General features: G+C 71.1%; 14 protein-coding genes, 1 tRNA gene and 1 pseudogene. 9 read left to right on the forward strand and 7 right to left on the reverse strand.

Going from position 1 to position 16,569, the window contains the following annotated elements; all coding sequences use genetic code 11:
- The 5 genes and pseudogenes from EES43_RS11740 to EES43_RS11760 all read left to right on the forward strand — a co-directional run.
- The coding region (locus tag EES43_RS11740; RefSeq protein WP_206430038.1) for a hypothetical protein at positions 1–846 on the forward strand (846 nt) is incomplete at its 5' end.
- A 214-nt stretch (positions 847–1,060) separates the two neighbouring features.
- Positions 1,061–1,136: transfer RNA gene (locus EES43_RS11745), tRNA-Arg, on the forward strand.
- A gap of 212 nt (positions 1,137–1,348) precedes the next feature.
- A complete protein-coding gene (locus tag EES43_RS11750) occupies positions 1,349–1,615 on the forward strand; it encodes a hypothetical protein (protein ID WP_124268681.1) in 267 nt (88 codons plus the stop codon).
- On the forward strand, positions 1,612–2,058 hold the full coding sequence (locus EES43_RS11755; protein WP_124268682.1) for a hypothetical protein: 447 nt from the start codon (positions 1,612–1,614) through the stop codon (positions 2,056–2,058). Before EES43_RS11750 ends, EES43_RS11755 begins: the two co-directional genes overlap by 4 nt.
- Positions 2,059–2,426: 368 nt before the next feature.
- Positions 2,427–3,556: pseudogene (locus EES43_RS11760) on the forward strand (IS630 family transposase).
- A 153-nt stretch (positions 3,557–3,709) separates the two neighbouring features.
- Here the strand turns inward: EES43_RS11760 and EES43_RS30990 are convergent.
- The 5 genes from EES43_RS30990 to EES43_RS11785 form a co-directional block, all read right to left on the reverse strand.
- Positions 3,710–4,087 (reverse strand): nuclear transport factor 2 family protein, encoded by a 378-nt coding sequence (locus EES43_RS30990; protein WP_124268683.1) that lies wholly within the window; start codon positions 4,085–4,087, stop codon positions 3,710–3,712.
- A gap of 114 nt (positions 4,088–4,201) precedes the next feature.
- Complete coding sequence (locus EES43_RS11770; protein WP_124268684.1) at positions 4,202–4,747, reverse strand: flavoprotein; 546 nt, start codon at positions 4,745–4,747, stop codon at positions 4,202–4,204.
- A 190-nt stretch (positions 4,748–4,937) separates the two neighbouring features.
- Entirely contained in the window at positions 4,938–5,807 is an 870-nt protein-coding gene (locus tag EES43_RS11775) for an aminoglycoside phosphotransferase family protein (protein ID WP_124268685.1), read from the reverse strand.
- Between the two features lie 128 nt (positions 5,808–5,935).
- Positions 5,936–7,831: an MFS transporter gene (locus EES43_RS11780; RefSeq protein ID WP_124268686.1), complete on the reverse strand. Its 1,896-nt coding sequence runs from the start codon at positions 7,829–7,831 to the stop codon at positions 5,936–5,938.
- A gap of 318 nt (positions 7,832–8,149) precedes the next feature.
- A complete protein-coding gene (locus EES43_RS11785; protein ID WP_124268687.1) occupies positions 8,150–10,780 on the reverse strand; it encodes a D-alanyl-D-alanine carboxypeptidase in 2,631 nt (876 codons plus the stop codon).
- 192 nt (positions 10,781–10,972) lie between these two features.
- On the opposite strand from EES43_RS11785, the gene EES43_RS11790 reads away from it, so the two are divergent.
- The 3 genes from EES43_RS11790 to EES43_RS11800 all read left to right on the forward strand — a co-directional run bounded on the left by EES43_RS11790 (position 10,973) and on the right by EES43_RS11800 (position 13,269).
- Positions 10,973–11,692, forward strand: a complete 720-nt coding sequence (locus EES43_RS11790; protein ID WP_018515795.1) for a GOLPH3/VPS74 family protein — start codon at positions 10,973–10,975, stop codon at positions 11,690–11,692.
- A gap of 290 nt (positions 11,693–11,982) precedes the next feature.
- Entirely contained in the window at positions 11,983–12,840 is an 858-nt protein-coding gene (locus tag EES43_RS11795) for a helix-turn-helix domain-containing protein (RefSeq protein ID WP_124268688.1), read from the forward strand.
- A gap of 222 nt (positions 12,841–13,062) precedes the next feature.
- Positions 13,063–13,269, forward strand: a complete 207-nt coding sequence (locus EES43_RS11800; RefSeq protein ID WP_124268689.1) for a DUF397 domain-containing protein — start codon at positions 13,063–13,065, stop codon at positions 13,267–13,269.
- 167 nt (positions 13,270–13,436) lie between these two features.
- On the opposite strand, the gene EES43_RS11805 is transcribed toward EES43_RS11800, so the two are convergent.
- Positions 13,437–14,276: a hypothetical protein gene (locus EES43_RS11805; protein WP_124268690.1), complete on the reverse strand. Its 840-nt coding sequence runs from the start codon at positions 14,274–14,276 to the stop codon at positions 13,437–13,439.
- A 132-nt stretch (positions 14,277–14,408) separates the two neighbouring features.
- Here EES43_RS11805 and EES43_RS11810 point away from each other — a divergent pair, with 132 nt between their 5' ends.
- Positions 14,409–15,191 carry an SDR family oxidoreductase gene (locus EES43_RS11810; protein WP_124268691.1) on the forward strand — a complete coding sequence of 261 codons (783 nt, stop codon included), beginning with the start codon at positions 14,409–14,411 and terminating at the stop codon, positions 15,189–15,191.
- Positions 15,192–15,285: 94 nt separating this feature from the next.
- On the opposite strand, the gene EES43_RS11815 is transcribed toward EES43_RS11810, so the two are convergent.
- Positions 15,286–16,401, reverse strand: coding sequence for an ADP-ribosylglycohydrolase family protein (locus tag EES43_RS11815; protein ID WP_124268692.1), 1,116 nt, complete (start codon positions 16,399–16,401; stop codon positions 15,286–15,288).
- Positions 16,402–16,569: the final 168 nt, after the last annotated feature.

A 16,569-nucleotide genomic window follows, 5' to 3' on the forward strand; every position in this document is an offset into this window, starting at 1 on the left:
GGCGAAATCAGGAATCATCGGGTGGACCCCGCATCCGTTCCACAGAGAGAAGGAGGCGGCACCGAGGTATACGGGCCAAAGTATGTCTTCTTCTCCGCAAGGCGAGGCAGCGACTACCTGACGCGAGTCTTTCTCGACTGCCGCTATGCCCCTCACCTCCATCCCGGTGGAGAAGCGGCAGTGGGAGTCAGCGGCGCTATCGACATCATGGCCGCCGCACCTGGATGCATGGGCCTCCTCTACGACGGTGCCATGCGGGGAGTCCACCGCGATGCCATCGCCAGACACGGCGGGCTAGTGATCAACAAGCAGCACAAGGGCAACGAACCACAGTTCCTCGAAACGCTGCGCCCCGCGCGCTGCAGCCACCAACTGTGGGCCGCAAGTGGACGCGTCGCGGAAAAAGTCCACTTCGCTGACGGCACCACGGCCCTGGTACCCGTACCGATCCGGAGACTCGAACGCCGGGGCACTCACAGCTTCCGCTGGTACCACGTGCTGATGATCCCCTGCCGGCACGGCACACACGAGCATCGGGTCACGGTCGGAACAACCAGCCGAGCCGACGAACGGCCTTCCGGGCAAAGCGATGAAGAGCGCCGCTTCCACCGAGCTGAGCACCTCCAGCAGATCCCCGAGTTCACCCGTGCCCACCAGCTGATCTACCCCTACCGCAGCGATGCAGAGTCAGGCCACGCCCAGCTTGATGCATCGCTCTGGAACGGACGGCTCATCTCGTACGGGGTCGAAGCCCAGCAGTTACTCACCCTTGGCTTCGTCCTCGCCCAGAACTCAACCAGCCGCGCACTGCACCAGAGCAGCGCTCAGCTTCAGCCGACGGGCTGACCTCCGCTCCTCCCGCGAGCGAAACCGCCGCGCCTGCCCCAGCCTCGATCCGGTACGCTATCGATCGAGGATCTAGGGTAGGCGCGGCGATGTGTCTCACACGGGCGACCGTGGACGTACACACCGTAGTCGCATGCCTCAGACGCTCCGGGCTTGGAAAGAGGCCGTAGCGCAGACTGCTCTGCAGTTTCGTGCAAGGTTTCGCACAAGCCCCGCCTTCGTAGCTCAGGGGATAGAGCACCGCTCTCCTAAAGCGGGTGTCGCAGGTTCGAATCCTGCCGGGGGCACCACGTGCACCACAGGTAAGGGAGTTCCAGGCCCCTCGTTCCATTCGAACGGGGGGCCTTCCTTGCGCCTGGACTGCACGAAGAGTCCACATCCCCACGCGGTACTGGGCGCGCTTCTCGTAGCCTGCACGGTATCCACCGGCAGGGCGGCGCCTGGGCAGGTGAGGATCCCGAGGAAGCCAGGCCACACGGCCAAGGCGTGACATACTTTAAGTATGGCAACTCGGAAGATCACTATCACTGTGCCGCAAGAGCTGGTGGAATCGATCAAGGAGCGCGTTGACGCGCGCGGGGTATCCGGCTACATCGCAGCCGCCGCCGCTCATCAGGACGCCATGGACCGACTGCGAGAGTTGGCCGAACGCCTCGAAGAAGAGCATGGTGCCGTGACGGACGACGAGCAGCAAGCAGCGCTGGACCGCATCGCCGCCATCGACGGTTGGCACGACGAGCAGCGATCGAGTCCGGACGAGGCCGCGTGAGCCGCACCGTCCGAGCGGGGCTGCACCGGCCGCGCCAGCGCGTCTTCGTGTTTGACTCCGAGGCTCTGTCGAAGGCGGTGCAGGGCGATCGGGAGATGGCTGCGCTGATCAAGACAGCTCCGCGGCTGGACATCCCGATCGTCACCTCGGCGCTCACGATCCTGGAGGCGTGGGACCCTCGTGAAACGTCGAGGCAGGCACTGTGGAACTGGACGCTGTCCCGGATCTGTGTCGTGCACACGGACGACCAAGTGACCGCCATAGCGCGCGACATGCTCAAAGCAGCCGGCCTGCATGGGCACACGTACGCCATCGACGCCGTTCTGGCGGCTGTGGCCGGGCGGGAAGCCGTGCAGGGAGCTCAGGTGTCCGTCTTCACCTCCGACACCGACGGCATGAGTCAACTCCTCGCGGGACACTCCGTGCGTATGGAGAAGGTCTGACAAGACGCCGCCCGTACCTCGACCCGCCCACTCGCCGGCTCCCCCGAGCAACCCGTGCCCGCGTCGGACAGCATCCACCGGCACGCATGCAGCACACACGGGAACGGGAAGCACCATGAAGACGTGAGAGTCGAGGAGGAGAGTTTTCCCTGGCCAGACACTTTGCAGTCGATATTGCCGCAGGTCAAAGCCTTGCCGAGGGAAATCTCCTAAAGCGGGTGTCGCAGGTTCGAATCCTGTCGGGGGCACAGCGAAGCAGCAGGTCAGGAGCCCTTCCGTCGGTGAGGCGGGAGGGCTTCCAGCTTGCGGTGCTAGTGCTGTGATCGCATAGGTTCGCCGGGTTGGTCGTCGTGGCGGTTGGAGGCGCGGTGGCCGAGCCTGTCCGTGTGCGCAGACTGACCGACCAGGAGAGGCAGCGGGTGCAGCAGATCGTGCGCCGGGGCAGCACCAACTCGGTGCGCTATCGGCGCGCGATGATGCTGCTGGCCTCGGCCGGCGGGAATCGGGTGCCGGTGATCGCCCGGCTGGTGGCGGCCGACGAGGACACCGTGCGCGATGTGATCCACCGGTTCAACGAGATCGGCCTGGCCTGCCTGGACCCTCGGTGGGCGGGAGGCCGTCCCCGCCTGCTCAGCGATGACGACGAGGACTTCGTCGTCCAGACGGCCACCACCCGCCCCACCGAGCTCGGCCAGCCCTTTCACTCGCTGGTCGCTACGCAAACTCGTCGCCTGCCTGCGCACAGTCCACGGCCGAGTGATCCGTATCGGCCGCGAGGCGTTGCGCGGCCTGCTAGCCCGCCGCGGAGGCACCTTCCAGCGCACCAAGACCTGGAAGGAATCCACCGACCCCGACCCCGACCGCGAGGCGAAGCTGGACCGGATCGAGCACGTCCTGGATCGTTTCCCCGACCGGGTCTTCACGTTCGACGAGTTCGGCCCAGTCGGGATCCGGCCCACCGCGGGCTCGGGCTGGGCCGAACGGAAACACTCCGACCGGGTGCCGGCCACCTACCACCGCACCCATGGAGTCCGGTACTTCCACGGCTGCTACTCGGTCGGCGACGACATGTTGTGGCGCGTCAACCGCCGCAAGCAAGGTGCCGCGAACACGCTGGCCGCGCTCAAGTCGATCCGCGCCGCCCGGCCCGACGGCGCCCCCGTCTACGTGGTCCTGGACAACCTGTCCGCCCACAAAGGCACCGACATCCACCGCCGGGCTACAAAGCACAAGGTCGAGCTGTGCTTCACCCCGACCTACGCCTCTTGGGCCCACCCCATCGAGGTCCACTTCGGACCGCTGAGGCAGTTCACCATCGCCAACTCCAACTACCCCAACCACCCCGTGCAGACACGAGCCCTGCACGCCTGTCCACGCCGGCGCAACGCCAACGCCCGCCACCGCGACATCCTGGCCCGCCGAACGCAAGGAACGCGCCCGGATCCGAACCGAGAAGGGCATCCGTTGGGGCGGACGCGCCCTCAACACCGCAGCCTGACCAACCGCGAACTTACACAGCCACAGCGCATCATCGGTCCGCTCGTGGCCAAGCGCGGACGACCGAAGCGTTGTGAAGATGATCTCGGCTGGGCAGACCCGGAGCCCCGAACGGGGCCGGTTCAGGAGAAGGACGGCGCCAGAGGAGAACGACTCAGGAGGCGGACGGCTCGATCTCCCCCGCGAAGACGATGACCTGGTCGATGAGGCTCCGCCGCAGATGGACGACGTCCGTTCCCGCCAGGCGGGGGCCCCCGTCCGGCGTCGTGAAAACCCACTGGTACCGGGCCCACTCGTCCGGCATGTCCACCGCCGAACAGCGCACCATCGTGCCGGTCCCCGCGGGGTGGCGCCGGATGTCCAGCACGAACCGCTCGACCGCCTCGATCCCCTCACTGCGGCCCAACGGTCCCCAGAAGACCACGTCCGAGGTTAGGGCCTGGGAGAGCAGCGCAGTCACATAGCTGTCGTCCGAGGTGTTGAACGCGGAGATGAACGTGTCGATCGCGGACCGCGCGGTCTCTTCCTGCATGCACCAGTAATACCACTCGCCTCGCGGACCGCGCTCGTCCCGTGAGCCGTCTCCCGACCACGGTGAAATCCCGGTCACAGCACTGGCGACTGGTCCCGTACGCGACCGGCCCCGTCAGGTCTCGGTGGCCAGCAGTTCCAGTGCCTCCTCCCAGCGGAAGCGGGCCGTCCCCTCGGTCGCCTGCCGGTCGTGTGGTTCCCGTGTGCCGATCCGCACGCCCATCGTGCGCAGCCGGTCCAGGTTCGGCAGGTAGGCGGGGTGGGCGGCCTGGGCCGTGTTCAGGTAGGGCAGGAGTGCCGTCGGGATGCCGAGGCCGTGGGCCTCGCACAGGATGCCCAGGGCCAGCGTGTCGGAGATCCCCGCCGCCCATTTGTTGATCGTGTTGAACGTCGCCGGCGCCACCGCGATGGCGTCGGGAGGCGGCAGCGGGCGCGGTTCGCCCGGTGTGCGCCAGGCCGAGCGGATCGGGTAGCCGGTCTGCGCCTCGACCGCCGCCGCGTCGATGAAGCCCAGGCCCTGCGGCGTGGCGACCACCCCGACGGCCCAGCCCGCCCGTTGGGCCGCCGTGATCAGCTCGCCCACCTCGCCCGCCACTCCGGCCGCGCAGACCACGACGTACAGGAACGGCTTTCCCGGCTGCGGTTGGGGCTGATCGCTCACGTGGGTCTCCGGGGTTCCGGGTCGGCTACGGCTACGGCTACGGCTACGGCTACGGCTACGGCTACGGCTACGGGGGAGCTTGGTGGGTGCGTGGGCTGTGGTGCGAGCGGCCTATGGGCGGGCCTGCGCCGGTCGCGTCCCTCAGGTCCCGCCCGTGGCCCGTCAGTCGTCAGTCGTCAGCCGTCGGTCGTCAGTCGTCCCTTCGCTCCGCGATGATCTCCGTCAGCACGTGGTGCGCGATGCCCGCCATCACGGGATTCGTCTCCCGGTAGTGCGCCAGTTCCAGCAGCGCGATGGACAGGGCCCAGCCGCGCCCCCGCGCCCAGGTCGCGTCGTCGGCCGCGAGCGCCGTACGGAAGGTCTGCCTGGCCTCGGCGGGCAGCAGGTACCAGGCCGCGATCAGGTCGACGGCCGGGTCGGCCAGGCCCAGGCAGCCGAAGTCGATCACCCCGGTGAGCCGCCCGTCCGCCATCAGGACGTTGCCCGGCTGGAGGTCCCCGTGCACCCACACCGCCGGACCCTCGTGCGACGGGGCGGTCAACGCCTCGTCCCACGCCCTCGCCGCGCTCTTCGCGTCCAGGACGCCGTCCACCGCGGTGAGTGCTTCCCGCGTCACGGCGTCCCGCGACGACAGGGGCTCGCCGCGGTACGCGGGCGGGCCGTCCGCCGCGTCGACCCCGCGCAGTGCCAGCACGAACTCCGCCAGGTCGACGGCGAACAGGTCCGCGAGAGGGAGGCTGTCCCCGGGCCTCGGGTTGACGCCCTCCAGCCAGGTGCGCACCGACCAGGGCCGGGAGAAACCCTCGCCCGCAACGCCCTCGGCCAGCGGAGCCGGTACGGGAATCGGCAGGTGCGGCGCGAGGCGCGGCAGCCAGCGGTGCTCCCTCGCGACGTCCGCCGCGCCGTCGTCCGTGCGCGGCAGCCGTACGACCATGTCGGAGCCGAGACGGTAGATCGCGTTCACGGTCCCGCTCGCGTCGACCGCCTCCACCGGCAGGTCGGCCCACTGCGGGAACTGTGTGGCTATCAGGCTGCGTACCAGCGACGGATCGACGATCATGCCGCGATCGAACCAGTCGGCCTTGTCCCGCACAACTCCACCACGCGGCGGCGGCCACACCGCCGGCGGCCGTCACGATTCGCCCGGCGGCTGTCCTCACGAACCGCCGCGCCGCTGGGGAGCGCGCCTCAACGCCCCGTTTCCGGACGCCGGTCCAGCTCCTCCGGGCACGGCGTGCCCGGCTGTAGTTGATACGGGGCCGCCAACCGGTAGACGCCCGGTCCCGGCGCGAGCAGTTCGGTCCACTCGTCCCCGTACGGGCCCTCCTCCACCTTGATCAGGCAGCCGTGGACGTTGTCGTACGTCTTGAGGGCGTTCTCGTCCGTCTTCGACCGCTCCTTCGACGCTGTGGTCTCCTGCGGGCGTTCCAGGCTCCTGCCCTCTTCGTCGACGACGGCGAGCCAGCGCGAGTAGGGGATCCGGATCAGGACCCGGCCCTCCGACCGCACCCGGATCGTCAGCTCGTCCGCCCCCGCCTTCTCGACCGTCGCGGGCGGATCGGCGAGCGGCACCGGGTCGAGCACGCGGAACAACTTCCAGTTCGCGTCTCCCCAGATCTGCCGGAGGTACGGCTGCCCCTTCTCGACGAGCTCCGCCTCGGTCGTCGCGCCGGACGAGTCCGGCCGCCCCTTGGGCAGTACCACGTAGTGCACCGCCCAGCGGTCCAGCCACTCGCGGTAGTTCACCGGGTTCAGGGTGTCGTCGTAGAAGAGCGGGTTGCGCTTCATGTCGGCCTGGCGGTTCCAGCCGCGCGCCAGGTTGACGTACGGAGCCAGCGCCGACGCCTCGCGGTGGCTGCTCGCGGGCACCACCTCGACCCGGCCCCGCTCGGCCTCCACCCGCTGGAGCTGGTTGACGAGCGGCGCCAGTTCGCGGGCCCAGGACGCGGTGGGGGCGGTGCGGACGATGTCGTCGACGCCCTTGTAGCCGATCCAGAAGTTGAGCCCGGCGAACGCCAGGACCAGGGCGTACCAGCGGCGGCTGCGCGGCACCGCGTACGGCAGGGCGGCCAGCAGCGCCACCCCGGCGAACAGCATCGCCATGCGGGTGATGTTCGACCCGATCTGCGAGTCGACGAAGTACGTGAGGACCGTGCCGACCCCGTACACGGCGGCGGCGGTGCGGACGGTGCTCCAGTCGCGCGGTACGAGGAAGAAGACCAGGACGGCGAAGGCGAACGGCAGCGACAGCGTCCCGAACGACATCGGCTGCGTGCCGGAGAACGGGAACAGCCAGGCGGACAGGGCCACGACGGCGACCGGGGCGAGCCCGATCGCGTACGCGCCGGGGCGTCGCTTGTGCAGGAAGAGCGCCGCCGCGACGACTCCGAGGAAGAGCCCCGCGACGGGGCTGGACGCGGTCGCCAGCGCGGCCAGCGGGGCGGCGACGGCGGCCTTGGCCCACCGCTTGTACCGCCACCGGTACGGCCAGCAGAACACGGCGGCCACGGCTCCGACCGCGAACATCATGCCGAGCCCGAACGTCACGCGCCCCGACAGCGCGTTGCACAGGTAGGCGAAGACCCCGGCGAGCGAGCAGGCCAGCGGATTGCGCACCGCCCGGACCCGGACGAGGATCAGCGCGGTCAGCCCGGCCGAGATCGTGCCGACGATCATCATCGTCGTCCGTACGCCGAGCACCGACATCAGATACGGCGACACCACGCTGTACGAGACGGGGTGCATGCCCCCGTACCAGGCGAGGTTGTACGCGGTGCCCGGATGGCGGCCCACGAACTCGGCCCAGGCGTCCTGCGCCGCGATGTCGCCGCCGCTGTTGGCGAGGAAGAAGAACCACAGGACGTGGGTGACGGCCGCCGCGGCCGTGGCGACGGCGACGGGATGCCGCACCAGCCGTCCGGCCGCGGTGGGCGGCTCGGCGGCTCCCGCGGGACGGGCGGGCGGTTCCGGGGCGCGCGGGGACGGCACCAGGACGCGCGTGCTGCCGACGCCCTCGCCGCCCCGTGCGGTCTTCCCCGTGATGCTGTCCGCCTGGCGGCCGGGCTTCGGCTCCGCGGTGGTCACTACGGCTCTCTCCCCGTCCTCCGCCGGCCCCGTACCCTCTCAAGGACGCGTCCCGGCGTCCTTACGGTTGCCCGGGGACGCTAACACGTACCGCTGCCGCGCGCCCTCGGCCTCCGACGTCGCCTCGTACGGCTGTCGCGAGGCGTCGGACGGCAGAGGCGGGCGGGGTCCGCGATGGAACCCCGCCCGCCTGTGCCGTGCCCGCCTGTGCGGGGTCAGCCTGTGCCGTGGCCGTTTCTGCGGTGTCAGCCTGTGCCGTGGCCGCCTGGGCCCTGTCGGCAGGCCCGTCGGCCGTTCAAGCGGCCTGCCGCCCGTCGATCAGCCGACCCTGGTCAGCTTGTCGCCGAACGACGCCTCCGGAAGTGCGGCTCCCAGCGTGACCGGCACCTTCACCTGGCTGGCGCCCTCGCCGACGGTGAGCGTGCCGACCCGCGTCCCCGCGCCCGCACCGGCCGCGATCGTGTGCCCGCCGTCCGTGAGCTCCAGCTTCACCGTCAGGCCGGCCCAGCCGACCGCGTCCACGTCCTTGGCCGCTATCACCTCGGTCCGGCGCCCGAACCCGTCGTCGACCGCACCGACGACCTGGCCCTTCTTCACGATCCGCGCGTTCTCCAGGAGGTTCTGGGTGGCGGTCACGACCTGCTTGCTCACCGCGTTGACCGTGTCGATGATCGGCGGCTTGTGCTGGCCCAGCACCGCGCCGACGATCAACTGGTCGGTGTCGCCGACCACCTTGTGCGCGGCGAAGAGCAGGTTGCCGCCGGCCTTCGTGGTGGAGCCGGTCTTGATGCCGAGGGCTCCGTCGTACGGGACGAGGGTGTTGTAGTTGCGCCAGTTCGTGCCCGACGGGTCCTTCCAGGAGGGCTGCTTGGTGATGTCCATCAGCGCCTCGATCTCCACCAGCTTCTGGCCCAGCTTCACCTGGTCCTCGGCCGAGCTCACCGTGGTGGCGTTGAGGCCGGACGGGTCGGTGTAGGTGGTGTTCTTCATGCCCAGTTCGGCGGCGGTGTCGTTCATCTTCTTGACGAACGCCTTCTCGGAACCGGCCTCCCAGCGCGCCAGCAGCCTCGCGATGTTGTTCGCGGAAGGGATCATGATCGCGGCGAGGGCTTCCTGCTCGGTGAGCTTGTCACCGGCCTTCACCGTGTTGAGCGTCGACTCGCCCTCGGCGTCGAGCCCGCCCTCCGCCTCCGCCTTGGCGTCTATCTCGATCTCCGGACCGCTCTGGCCCCGCTTGAGCGGGTGGCTCTTGAGCACGACGTACGCGGTCATCGCCTTGGCGACACTGCCGATCGGCACGGCCTTCTGCTCGCCGAACGAGTCGACGGTGCCCAGACCGGTCGCCACCATGTGGCCCTGGCCCTCGCCGGGCCACGGCAGCGTGGGCTTCTCGCCGTCGAAGGTGTACGACTTCTTCGCCGTCAGCTCCAGGACCGGGTCCGGCAGCGGCCTCATCACCTGCGCGATCGCAAAGACGATCAGCAGGAGGAGGACCAGCGGGGTCCAGATCTTGACCCGGCGGACCGCGGTGCGGACCGGGGTCTCCACCGGTGGCGGAGTGTTCGTCAGCTCGGCCAGCAGGTCCAGCGGCGGCTTGGGCGGCAGCGGCTGCTGCCGGGTGCGCTCGGCGGCGGCCCACGACGGAGTCGACGGGGCGGGGGCCGACGGCGTGGGCCGGGTCTCCGGGGCGGCCTGGGCGGCCTCCGGCGTGCCGGCCGGTGTTCCGGCGTCCGGCTTGCGGGGCGCGGGGGCCGACCGCACGTCGTCGGTGCGCAGCGGCACGAACGTGCTCGTGCGCTCCGCGGCGCTCTCCGCCGGCGCCGGCGCCGGCGGCGGCAGCTTGAGCGCGGTCGTCGGCTGGTCCACCCGCTCGGTGGGCTTGACGGCCTTGAAGACGGCCGTGGGCTGGTCCGTCTCCGGCTGGTCGGAGGCGGTGGTGCTGGAGGCGGAGGCGGTGCTGGAGGCAGAGCCGGTGGTGGGGCTGGAGCCGGTGGTGGGGCTGGAGCCCTTGTCGGTGGCGGGTTCGGAGCCTTTGCCGGTCTTCGCTGTGCTCTTGTCGGCATTCGCGGCGTCCGCTGCCTTCGCGGCGTCCGCTGCCTTCTCGGCGTCCGCTGCCTTCTCGGCGTCCGCTGCCTTCTCGGCGTCCGCTGCCTTCTCGGCGTCCTTGGCGGGCTCGGCGTCCGTGGCGTCCTCGGCCGCCTCGTCGGTGTCGGCGGCTGTGTCGCTGCCGTCCGTTTCCGTGTCCGCCTCGGCCTCGGCGTCCCCGTCGGCGTCCGGCTTCTCGTCGGCGGAGCTGTCGACCCAGGCGGCGACGGCCTCACGCAGCCGTACGTCGCCGGGCTCCGCGTCCGACGCCTCGGCGGTACCGGCCTCGGGTCCCTCACCTTCCGTGGCGTCACCTTCTGTGGCGGCAACGTCCTTCGCGGCAACGTCCTTCGGGGCGTCGCTCCGGCCCGAAGCGTCCGGGGCGTCCGGGGAATCCGTGGCGTCCGGCTCGTCGGCCGTGTCCGCTCCGGCGGCCTCAGGGGCCTCCGTGTCCGCTTCCGCGCCGCCGCCGGGGGCCCTCGCGGCCTCCGGGGCCGTCACAGCGCCTCCAGAGGCCGTCCCGGACGACTCCGGCTCCCGCCGCCCGTCCGCCTCGGCTCCATCCGCGCGAGCGCCCTCGTCGTCACGCCCCGCGCCTGTCCCGCCCCGGCGCTCGGCGGCGTCCTCGGGAAGCCGGGGGCGGAAGACCGCCGTCGCCGTGTCCGACGCGGGTTCGCCGCCGGAGGCGTCGCCCGCGCCCGCACCGGAAGCACCGGCCTTCGCGCCGGCCCCCTCGCCCGCATCCGTGCCCGTGTCCGTATCCGTGTCCGTGCCGCGGAACACCGCGAGGCGCGGGTCTCGTTCCTCCGCGGCCGTCCCCGACGAATTCCGCTGCTCCGACTTGTCGGGGGACTCGCCCGCCACCGATGCCTCCTCATGCGCTGCGGGGCAATCCCGCGCTGTCCGAACCATCTACCAGTGTCCTGTGTGAACCCCTGGCCGAGCTGCTAGACGAGAACGACATACCTACTGGTTCCCCAACAAAGCAGGCAGGCGCTCTCGACAGACCAATGTGAGAGGGGTCACCCTGTCACTCATCCACGCGGGGAGGCATGGATGGGCAGGAGCCGCAGAACAATCCCGGAGGAGCTTCTGTTGCTCGCTCTGGACCCGACCACGGGTACCACAGCGCAGCCGCAGTCGCTCGACCTCGGCCTGGCCGGGGCACAGCTAGTGGAGCTGGCTCTGGCAGGACGGATAGCCCCTGACGGGGATCGTATCGCCGTGGTGATGCCACGGCCGACAGGAGATCCGACACTGGACTCCGCACTGGAGCTGCTGCGCCGTCGTGGCAGCCCGGTCCGGGCGGTCCACTGGATCGGCGGGCCCCGGCTGGGGCTGCGCCAGATCTACCTCGCGCATCTGGAGCGGTGCGGCATGGTCCATGCCGTGGCGGGACAGATGTGCGGAGTGCTGCCGACGACTCGCTACCAGGCGACGGACACGGCAATCAGCAGGGACATCCGTGCCCGGCTGGACAGTGCGATCCGCACCGGCGTACCGCCGGACCCGCGGACCGCGGCGCTCGCCGCGCTGGCCCACGCGGTCGGACTCGGCAAGCACCTGTACCCCGGGAACGAGGGGCGTTCATCGCGCTCCCGGCTCCGGGACCTGATCAGACACGACCCGATGGGCGGTCTCGTGGCGCACGCCGTGATGGACGTCCAGAACGGCGTGGCCGTGCAGCCGCGCCGTACGCAGCAGGCGGCGGGCGTTCCGTTGCAGCCGCAAGCACAGGCGCGTCGCGACAGCATGGCGCACACCGCGGCGAGCTGACCCGGGCGGCGCGCCCCAGCACGACCGCGCCCCCGTACAACCGCGCAGAGCACCGCGCGGACAACCGCACACCGCCGTACCGTCGTCACCAGACCCGGTTCGGGAGCCGCACCACGCGCGGGGCGGCCGGTACCCACCGGCCGCCCCGCGCGCCTGCGCGCGTTCGCACGCCCCCGTGAGCGCACCCCGGCGAGCCCTCGTGTGGCCGTTTCCCAGCGCGGCCGGGGCACGGGGTGGCAATCTGCTGAGCAGTAGATACGCACAGCTACATAGCCGGAGGTGCCGTTTCCGTGCCGTCCAACGTCAATCCCACCGTCAGGCGACGCCGGTTGGGCCAGGAATTGCGCCGCCTGCGCGAGATCAAAGGCATGACGGCCGAGGAGGTGGCGGAACGGCTGCTGGTCTCGCAGTCGAAGATCAGCCGCCTGGAGAACGGCCGCCGTTCGATCAGCCAGCGCGACGTGCGCGACCTCTGCGGGGTGTACGAGGTCGACGACCACCGCATCGTCGACTCCCTCATGCAGATGGCCAAGGACTCGCGCCAGCAGGGCTGGTGGCACGCCTTCGGCGACATCCCGTACAGCGTCTACATCGGCCTGGAGACGGACGCGCAGTCGTTGCGCGTGTACGAGCCGCAGATGGTGCCGGGGCTGCTCCAGACCCGGGCGTACGCGGAGGCGCTGATCAGCGGCGCCCTCCCGGAGGCTCCGCCGACGGACATCGAGAAGCGCGTCAGCGTTCGGGCCCGGCGGCAGGAGCGCGTCAACGCGCCCGATGGCCCGCTGCGGCTGTGGGCGGTCATCGACGAGTCCGCGCTGCGCCGGCGCGTCGGCGACAAGCAGGTGATGATCGACCAGTTGGAGCACCTGGTCGAGCAGTCGCGTCTGCCGCACGTCACCGTGCAGGTGCTGCCGTTCGACATGGGAGCGCACCCGGGGATCAACGGGCAGTACGCCATCCTGGAGTTCCCGGACGCGGCGGACTCCAGCGTCGTCTACATCGAGGGCGTCACGAGCGACCTCTACCTGGAGAAGGCGAACGACGTCCAGCGCTACAGCGTCATGTACGAGCACCTGCGGGCGCAGGCCCTGAACGCGGACCAGACCCGGCAGTTCATCAGCGACATCGCCAAGTCGTACACCGGCTGAAATCCGCCATCCGTACAGTCGTTCTGGCGGAGGCAGAGATCAACCGACTGGGCGGCGGCGGAACGATACACCGCCGCCCGCTCACGAAGGAAGACGTGTAGGGAAGAAGCCATCCGGTCGAGTGAACGGCCGCCTCACGGACTGGGCTTGGCGAGTAGCGTCGATCACGCCAACCGGAACGAGGTTGGTGCGACTCCTCCAACTCTCTGAACCGGAGTGAACATGGCTATTCTTCAGGGTGCTACGGACATGTGGACGAAGTCGTCCTACTCCGGGGGCAACGGCGCGTGCGTCGAGGTCAAGTCCCCGGTCGCACTGTCCATCGCCGTGCGCGACTCGAAGGCCCCCGAGGGCCCCTCGCTCACCTTCGTCCCCGGCGCGTGGAACACGTTCGTGCGGGACGTCGCGGCGGGCTCGGTCAACGCCTGACCCCGCCCGCCCCGCCCGACCCGGCGTGACGGGACCCGGCGGTCGCCGAGCCGCGTGCGACCCGGACCGCCCGCCCCGTGTTCGCCGGTCGCCCCGCACGACCTGATGGAGCCCTCTCGACCGGTCCGCCGTCCTGGCCGAGGGGGCTCGGCGCGTCCGGGGCCGCCTCAGCGCAGCTCGTCGACGTACCGGTCCGTGCCCGGCACGGTCGGGAGGAACGGGGCGACCAACTCGACCCGGCCCAGGCCGCTCTCGGCGACGGCGGCGTCCAGGCCCGTGAAGTGCTCCTCCCAGCGGTCGCGCGGGTCCTCCTGGAGGAACCACAGCAGCGTCAGCCGGGTGTCGACGCCCTCGACCTGCTTCACGTACGTCATGCGGTCACCCGGCAGCGGTGTGGGCCGGAAGACCGTGACCAGGGCGGCGGGCGAGCCCGTCAGCCGGTCCGGCAGGTGCCGCGAACGCAGCCACTCCAGCAGTTCCGCCCGGCGCGCCCGGTCCTCGGCGTCGATCACCTGGAGGACGAGGCCCGCGTACGGGTGGTCGAGGGCGTGGACGTCGCGGGGCCCGGCGGCTCCGTCGCGGTAGACCGTGGCCTCGTGGTCCTGGAAGGCCGTGAAGACGTGCGTCCGGTCGTGGTGGACCCGGCCGTCGCGGTTGAGCCGCTTGTTGATCGCGACGGTCCACTTCATGTGCTCGTCGTAGCGCCCCTCGGTGATCCAGTACGTCGACAGGTAGCACCCGGCTCCGACGGGCCGCGCGACGGCCGAGTTCTCCGGATAGCGCAGCTCCTGGAGCTGCTTGGTGGCCACCCAGCGCCGCCCGGCGAACATCCACGGCATGGCGGTCGCGCCCGCGTAGTAGTGGTCGTCCTCGTACCAGCGGTTGTACGCGTGCTCGTGGCCCGGATGCGGTTCGACCATGGTGATCAGCGCGTGCCCGGGACGGACCCCGTACGGTCCCACCGCCGCCAGCTCCGCGTAGAGGCCGCTGCGCGTCTCCTCGCCCATGCCGTCACCCTTCACTCTTCCGTCACGGGCCGACGGCCCCTTGGCTACCGCGCCGACGGCCCCTTCCGTACCGAACCAGCGCGCTCTACTCTGACGCTCCGTCAGGTAAACCGCCAGGGCCGGGAGGCGCCGATGTTGCTCGCGGGGAAGACCGTCATCGTGTCGGGCGTCGGGCCGGGACTCGGCCACCAGGTGGCGCGGGCGGTCGTCCGCGACGGCGGGCGGGCGGTGCTCGGCGCCCGTACGGCGGCGAACCTGGCGGCCTCGGCGGCCGAGATCGACCCGGAGGGCGGGCACACCGCCCACCTGGCCACCGACATCACGGACGAGGCCCAGTGCGCGGCGCTGGCGGCGCTGGCCGTGGAACGGTTCGGCGGCGTCGACGCGGTGGTCCACGTCGCGGCCTGGGACAGTTACTTCGGCGGGATCGAGGACGCCGACTTCGCCACCTGGCAGTCGGTCATGGACGTGAACCTCCTGGGCACCCTGCGGATGACCCGCGCCTGCCTGCCCGCGCTGAAGAAGCGGGGCGGATCGGTGGTGGTGATCGGCACGCAGTCCGCGATCGCCGCGCCCTCCCAGGTCCGGCAGGCGGCGTACGCGGCGTCCAAGGGCGCGCTCACCTCCGCCGTCTACTCCCTGGCCCGGGAGCTGGGGCCGCACCGCATCCGGGTCAACACCGTCCTCCCGGGCTGGATGTGGGGACCGCCGGTCCAGGCGTACGTCCAGTTCACGGCGCACACCGAGGGCGTGCCCGAGGCAGAGGTGCTGGGCCGGCTGACCGAACGGATGGCCCTGCCCGAACTGGCCACGGACGCGGACGTCGCGCAGGCCGTCGCCTTCCTGGCCTCCGACCGCGCCAGGGCGATCACCGGCCAGTCGCTGCTGGTCAACGCCGGTGAGCTGATGCGCTGAAGCCCGCGCGTACGGGCGGGCCGGCGCGCTGAAGCCCGCGCGTACGGGCTCGGCCCGATCAGCCGCTCGGTCCCGATCAGCGGCGTGGTCCCGCTCAGCCGCGCGGGTAGCGGGACAGCCAGCCGGGCGCGGCGGTGGTCGGGCTGTGCAGGGCCGGGCCCTGGGTCATCTCCATCGCGAAGTCGTCGGCCAGTTCGAGGAGGGTCGCGCGCCCCTCCAGTTCCGCGAGCCAGGCCGGCGGCAGCGCGGTCTCGCCGTGCAGCGCGCCGAGCAGCGCGCCGCAGACCGACGCGGTGGCGCTGGAGGGGCCGCTGTGGTTCACGGCGAGGCGCAGCCCGTGCCGGACGTCCTCGCCGACCAGCGCGCAGTACACGGCGACGGCGAGCACCTCCTCGGCGGCGTCGCCCACGCCCAGCGCCTCGACGAGCGCCGGTCCGGGAACGTCCTGCCGTACGGAGCCGAGGGCCTGTTGGAGGGAGGCGGTGACCGGTTCGTGGCCGGGTCGCCCGGCGAGCAGGGCCAGCGTGTGCTGGACGGAACCGTCGAGGCTGTCCCCGCGGGCCAGCCCGTGCACCAGGACCGCGAAGGCCCCGGCGGCGAGTTGGGCGGCGGCGTGGCCGTGGGACTGGGCCGCGCACTCGACGGCGAGCTGGAGCACGAGCTGCGGCTCCCAGCCCACCAGCAGTCCGAACGGCGCGGACCGGGTGAGCGCGGCGGCGTCGCGCGCGTCGGGGTTCTTCGGCCGGTCGAGGGTGCCCATGCGGGGGTCTCCGAAGCCGTTGAGGCAGGAGCGCGCGGGATCCCGCCGGGCGTAGAGCCATTCCTGTGCGGCCAGCCACCCGTTGTCCTTGCGCCGCTCGTCGGGCCCCCAGTCGCGCTGGGTGGCCGCCCACCGCAGGTGCGCCTGATGCACGTCGGTGGGCGGGTGCCAGGCCCCGGTGTCGCGGCGGACCTGGGCGCGGATCAGCCCGTCGACGGTGAACAGGGTGAGCTGGGTGAGGGCGGTGACGGCTCCGCGCCTGCCGTGCGCGACCACGAAGTCGGTGACGCCCTCGGCGCCGTGAACCTCACGCATCTGCTCCAGCCCGAGGCCGCTGACCCCGGCTCCGAGCGCGTCGCCGAGGGCGCCGCCGAGCAGCGCCCCGCGGACCCGGCTGCGGAAGTCCTGCTGCTCGGCCCGGCCCCAGACAGCCGCGGTGCCTGTGCTCACCCCGCCCCCTTCCCGCATCAAGCCTGCGCGGGCCTCCGCGGGCGACCGCGCAAGCACTGTAATGGAACGGGAACGGGCCGTAGAGGGGGCGACCGGAGTACGTACGGGTATGTCGACGGACGTCCCGCAGGTCGTTTTTGACCGGCCGGGAGCGCCCGGCGCTACCGG

Origin of the sequence: Streptomyces sp. ADI96-02 (assembly GCF_003846185.1) — a bacterium.
GTDB lineage: Bacteria > Actinomycetota > Actinomycetes > Streptomycetales > Streptomycetaceae > Streptomyces.

Coding starts and splice junctions, on each gene's coding strand:
- EES43_RS11750 (WP_124268681.1), top strand. CDS start 1,349: ATGGCAACTCGGAAGATCACTATCACTGTGCCGCAAGAGCTGGTGGAA.
- EES43_RS11800 (WP_124268689.1), top strand. CDS start 13,063: ATGGCTATTCTTCAGGGTGCTACGGACATGTGGACGAAGTCGTCCTAC.
- EES43_RS30990 (WP_124268683.1), bottom strand. CDS start 4,087: ATGCAGGAAGAGACCGCGCGGTCCGCGATCGACACGTTCATCTCCGCG.
- EES43_RS11810 (WP_124268691.1), top strand. CDS start 14,409: ATGTTGCTCGCGGGGAAGACCGTCATCGTGTCGGGCGTCGGGCCGGGA.
- EES43_RS11805 (WP_124268690.1), bottom strand. CDS start 14,276: ATGGGCGAGGAGACGCGCAGCGGCCTCTACGCGGAGCTGGCGGCGGTG.
- EES43_RS11790 (WP_018515795.1), top strand. CDS start 10,973: ATGGGCAGGAGCCGCAGAACAATCCCGGAGGAGCTTCTGTTGCTCGCT.
- EES43_RS11775 (WP_124268685.1), bottom strand. CDS start 5,807: ATGATCGTCGATCCGTCGCTGGTACGCAGCCTGATAGCCACACAGTTC.